The organism is Mameliella sp. AT18 (assembly GCF_028807275.1).
GTDB classification, from domain to species: Bacteria; Pseudomonadota; Alphaproteobacteria; order Rhodobacterales; family Rhodobacteraceae; genus Antarctobacter; species Antarctobacter albus.
The window spans coordinates 1-4,806 of sequence record NZ_JARAMO010000059.1 but is presented as its reverse complement, the minus strand read 5'-3'; the positions used below and the strand labels follow the sequence as shown (position 1 = coordinate 4,806).

The following is a 4,806-nucleotide window of genomic DNA, read 5'->3' as shown; positions in this document are numbered from 1 at the left end:
ATGGCGGTCGGCTCGCCGATGTGCCCGCCGACCTGCGTAAGAACATCACGTTCGGGCAAGTCTGATCCGGGGCTGCACAAGTCAATACGGCCGGCGAAGGCAGACAGGCCGTCCGGATCTCTCTGCCTTCGGGGGGAGCTTCAAAGCGCCAGTACCAGCTTCTCGTTCCGGGCCCGCGAACAGCAGGTCATGAGGCGGTCGCCTTGAGCTCTTTCCTTTGCCGACAAGACACGATCCCTGTGGTCAATCTCGCCATCGATGACCCGTGTCTCGCAGGTGCCGCACAGACCTTCGCCGCAATCCATCGGCATATCGACCCCCGACGCTCGAAGCGCGTCGTACAGGGTCTGGTCAGCCGCGACCGAGACGGTCATTCCCGAGTCTCGCAATTCGACCTCAAAAGCATGTTCAACACTGGAATCAAGGGCACCGTTCGCAGAAGAGAAGAGTTCGTATTTCAACGTGCCTTCCGGCCAGTTGGCCGAGAGCGACTCGAGTTCGTCGAGCAGTCGATCCGGTCCGCACGCATAGACGCGATCATTGCCACCGACTTTCGAAAGGGCTCTGTCCAGATCGAGACGCGTTCCTTCTGCGGTGATATGCAACGAAAGGCTCTGACCGTGGCGGTCCTGTACGCGGTCCAGCAAAGGAAGCCTGTCGCGCGATTTTCCGCAGAAGTGAATGTGGTAGGGCTTTCCGGACGCCTTTAGCCGGTCCGCCATGGCCAGGATTGGCGTGATGCCGATGCCGCCCGCGATCAGGATATACTGGGGGGCATTTGCGTCGAGCCTAAAATGGTTGCGGGGCCCGGCAATGTGTACGACGTCTCCGGGCGCCACGTTGTCGTGGAAGAATTTCGAGCCGCCACGACCGTTGTTCTCGCGCAGGATCGCTATTTCAAAGGTCTTGGTATCCGAGGCGTCGCCGCACAAAGAATACTTCCGGCGGTAGTCGCCGACGACGAGGTCGATATGCGCACCGGCAGAGAATTTGGGGAGTTTGCGTCCCTTGGGGTCGGCCAGCACGAAGCGTTTCACCCCGGTACTGTCGTCGATCACATCGCGGACCACGACCCGGCGAAGGATGCCCTCTCTCACCGGTGCGCCGATCTTGAAGGACAGCGAGCGATCGAGGACGGAGGGATCCGTCTTTTCCGGATTGAGCGCGGGATCCCATTCAACCAGCAGTTTGGAAGGCCCGCGGAACGACACATTGGGCAGGTTTTCAAAGACCTGTCCCTTTACCAGACGCATGTGCGGCAGCCGACGGGTAAATTCTTCGAGAAAGATCCGCATTTCCATGCGCCCGATGTTCTTGCCCATGCACTGATGCGCGCCATAGCCGAATGTCATGTGTTCCGACGCATTGTCCCGGTAGATGTCGAAGTCGTCGGCGTTTTCCCAATGGCGATTGTCCTTGTTCGCGCTGGCCTGAACGATCAGGAGCTTCCCGCCCTTTGGAATATCCACTCCGCCGACGGTTGTATCGTCGGTCGCGATTCGGCGCCAAGCGACAATCGACCCGGCAACGCGCAGGCACTCTTCGACGGCGCTGGGAATGAGGCTCGGAGTCTCGCATAGTTCCTCCCAGGATTCCCTGTTGTTGAGCAAGGTCCAGAAGGCATTGGCGGTTGCGTTGGAGGTCGTTTCGTGTGCAGCCGCCAGAATCGCCATCATCATCGAACGCAGATAGCTCTCGGGAACGGCATCCGGATGTTTAAAGTGCTGGCGCACGGTTTCGTACATCCATCCCTCGCCATTCGGATTGGCGATCATGTCATCCAGGACCCGGTTGGCGGTCTGCCAGAATCGTCCGACGTTCTCGGAAATCTCCAGCTGTTCCTCCTGGGTCGGACGCCCCCAGGTGTTGAGTGTGTGGGCAACAGCGAAACCGCGCAGTTGCTCGGCCCCCTTTTCGGGAACGCCCAAAAAGTGCAGCGCAATGGTTAATGGAATCTCGCTGAATATATCCTCGACCAGGTCTGCATGCCCTCGGTCGATGAAACGGTCCATGTACCGCCGCGTGAGTGTTCGCATTGCGGATTCGTGCTTTTGCAGGTTTTCGGGCAGGAAATCGTCGAGCAGAAGCCGGCGGCGCTCCATATGGTGCGGCTCGTCTTCGTTGACCATCGTTCGCTGCATGGCAAAGCCGTATTTCTGCAGGATCGCTTGGGCTTCGGGGCCAGCCGGAGTGATCTTTTCCAGCGCGATCGAAGGCGAGAACAGGATGTTGTCGCGAAAGACACTTTTCACATCTTCGTAGCGGGTCACCACCCAGTAGCCGATTTCCGGGCTGAAAAAGACGGGCTCCTCCTCACGCGCCCATTTCAAGGCCTCGCCCGGATCGACCTGGTAGGGGCCGTTGAACGGGGTGAAGGCGGCAGCCCGTCCTGAGATGGGGCATCCATTTGGCGAAAGGGCTGGTGTCTCGACAGGGCAGGTGTTCGGCATCGAGTTTTCCTGTTTTACTTTTATAGCACTTTGTGATCTATAATAGTAAAACATGAATGCTTGCCCCGGTCAACGCCGGGCAGGACGGCCCGCGTGGAGAAAACAGGCATGGCGACTTTGCAAACCCTCGATCGTGGCCTGAAAGCCTTGTTCTTCATCGGTGCGTCCGAAGGCGGTGTGTCTGTCGGCGAAATTGCTTCGGAGCTTGGTGTGGACCGGGCCATTGCCTACCGTGTCGTGTCGACACTGGAGGAAAACCGCCTGGTATCCCGACTTGCAAACGGACGACTCTTCCTTGGACCCGGGGTTCTCCGGTTGGAGTCGAAGTTCCTGCCGCAATTCCGGGTCATCGCTCAGAAGCGACTCGAACGCCTTGCCGAACAGGCCGGTGCAACTGCTTTCCTGTCCATGGCCGAAGGCAAGGATTGCGTTGCTGTCGTGGTCGCAGAACCGCAAGACGGACTGATCCGGGTCGGCTACAAGGTCGGGAGCCGCCATCCGCTGACCCAAGGCGCCGCCGGGATCGCCATCCTCTCTTCACGGCCGGAAGAGGCAGGCGATATGGAAGAAGTGCGCGAAGCCCGTGCAAAGGGCTTCAGTCTGACGCGTGGGGCCCTGCAAAAGGGAGCAGTCGGCGTGGCAAGTCCCCTCGCAAGGACGGTGAGGTCCGGACGTGCCATCGAGGCCTCAGTCGGCGTGGTCGCGATGGAAGACCTCGATGTCGAACAGGCGCCAGGATTGGTTCAGGATTGTGCGGAAACCATCAATTTGGCGCTTGGGGGAGTCGAATAAAGCGCCTGAAACGCGATCGCGCGACCGGACCGGAAGCCGCGGCCGCCGCCTTGATGGGGGCCGCGCGACAAACGAGTTGAGCATTCGCTCGTGGGTATTCGACGATGCTCCTGAGGGGCGCTGTCAAAGGAACTCAGGTTGCTGTGGGGCGGGGGTCCGATTCGTGTCTAGGGATGAAAAAACTGACCCGTTCTAATAGGCGTTGTCGCCTTGTCCCGGCCTGAGGCCTGACTGCCCCTTACCCCGTTGACGCAAGGCCGCGCGGACGATCTCGGCTGGGCCGAGGACGTTTAAGCGGTTCATGAGGGCGATGCGAATTTGGATTTCGGCGGCCCGGCGATCTGGGTCTCTTGCCATGATGCGCTCGCCGACGGATTTCAGGCAGCGAATCTTTACCTCCTGGCGCGGCCTAAGGGATCTGACCCAGCAAGTAGGGCAATGCAGGATTGTCGACATCGCGGTTTGGTGTGAACTCGACAGCGCGGATGTCGGACGTCGCGGGGGCCATGGCCAAATGGACCTTGCGCCTCTGGCGCCGACCCTGAACGCTGTGCTTGCGTGCCTGCCATTCGCCATCGTTGATCCCGGTGCTGGCCACAAGCAGGTTCAGCGGGCCATCCGCGTGGCGAGAAGGGACCTGGTCGGCCAGAGTCTTTTGTCTGCGGCACAGTGTGGAGAAATCCGGCACGGGCCAGTCTAGTCCCGCCAACTTCAGCGGGCTCGTCACCATGCCAGAGGTCTGGCAAAGCGTTGGCTTGAACAAGATCTTGATCGTGAGGCTGAACTGTATGGCCGCATCGGAAAACACCACAGGTCATCCTGGTCGCCCGTCATGCGGCGCACGCCAGGCCATGTCCTTTTCGACCCAGATCAGCAGGTATGGGGAGCGTCTGCGTCGTAAAGATCAATCGAGCCGTTGCCCTTACGCTGGCAGAACCGTTCCAGTATCGACCGCCGAGTCTTTTGTGTCCCCGCGCCAAGTTCCGCGAACGTTGTGGACTTGTAGTATTGAGCGCAAAGCCAATGCAGCGAGTCTTTTCGCAGGACACCGGGTTTCGGCGGGGACTTTTTGCGCGACTCCTTTGGTCGCGCGGCGGCGCGCCGGTAATCCGTCAGAAACTCAGGTGAACCGACCGGGCCACGGAGGCGCACCTTTCGCCCGTTCCGTCGGTAGTAGAGGCGCACGTTGCCGTGCCGGTCGGTGTCCTCCGCAACGTATTTCAATGTCATTCGCATCGAAACTCCCCCTGCCATTACCAATCCTCAGAGGATTCGAGACGGGCATCTTCTGCGCCACCGGGCAAGTCTTCGATTGCGGAGTCGATTTTGCGCACGTCCCACACGTTCCGTGAATAGATGCGCTTGGCTGCGGGCATGAACTGGTCCGATTCCAGTTTGTCGAAGGTTGTCGGGCTGGGGACCAGGGCACCTATGGCGATCCCGCAGGGGCCGAACCAGCGCTGGTCGCTGGACTTCGTGTCAGACAGCTTGTCCGATGGTCGCCGCTTCCGGGGGCTCTGCGTCATCGACGACTTCAGCCGGGAATGCCTGGCCGCGGTCGTGG

2 protein-coding genes and 2 pseudogenes are annotated in these 4,806 nt (G+C 60.0%); 2 read left to right on the top strand and 2 right to left on the bottom strand.

Annotated elements, in window-relative coordinates:
* Positions 1-140: 140 nt before the first annotated feature.
* On the bottom strand, positions 141-2,450 hold the full coding sequence (locus tag PVW46_RS07500; protein ID WP_069210084.1) for a cytochrome P450/oxidoreductase: 2,310 nt from the start codon (positions 2,448-2,450) through the stop codon (positions 141-143).
* 108 nt (positions 2,451-2,558) lie between these two features.
* On the opposite strand from PVW46_RS07500, the gene PVW46_RS07495 reads away from it, so the two are divergent.
* Positions 2,559-3,242, top strand: a complete 684-nt coding sequence (locus PVW46_RS07495; protein WP_069210111.1) for an IclR family transcriptional regulator — start codon at positions 2,559-2,561, stop codon at positions 3,240-3,242.
* A 255-nt stretch (positions 3,243-3,497) separates the two neighbouring features.
* On the opposite strand, the pseudogene PVW46_RS07490 reads toward PVW46_RS07495, so the two are convergent.
* A pseudogene (locus PVW46_RS07490) lies at positions 3,498-4,146 on the bottom strand (transposase); the annotation flags it as partial.
* Positions 4,147-4,655: 509 nt separating this feature from the next.
* Here PVW46_RS07490 and PVW46_RS07485 point away from each other — a divergent pair.
* Positions 4,656-4,806, top strand: a pseudogene (locus tag PVW46_RS07485) (IS3 family transposase); the annotation flags it as partial.

What these genes read in the sequence shown, in the direction of transcription:
- PVW46_RS07500 (WP_069210084.1), bottom strand. Translation starts at nt 2,450, where the DNA reads ATGCCGAACACCTGCCCTGTCGAGACACCAGCCCTTTCGCCAAATGGA.
- PVW46_RS07495 (WP_069210111.1), top strand. Translation starts at nt 2,559, where the DNA reads ATGGCGACTTTGCAAACCCTCGATCGTGGCCTGAAAGCCTTGTTCTTC.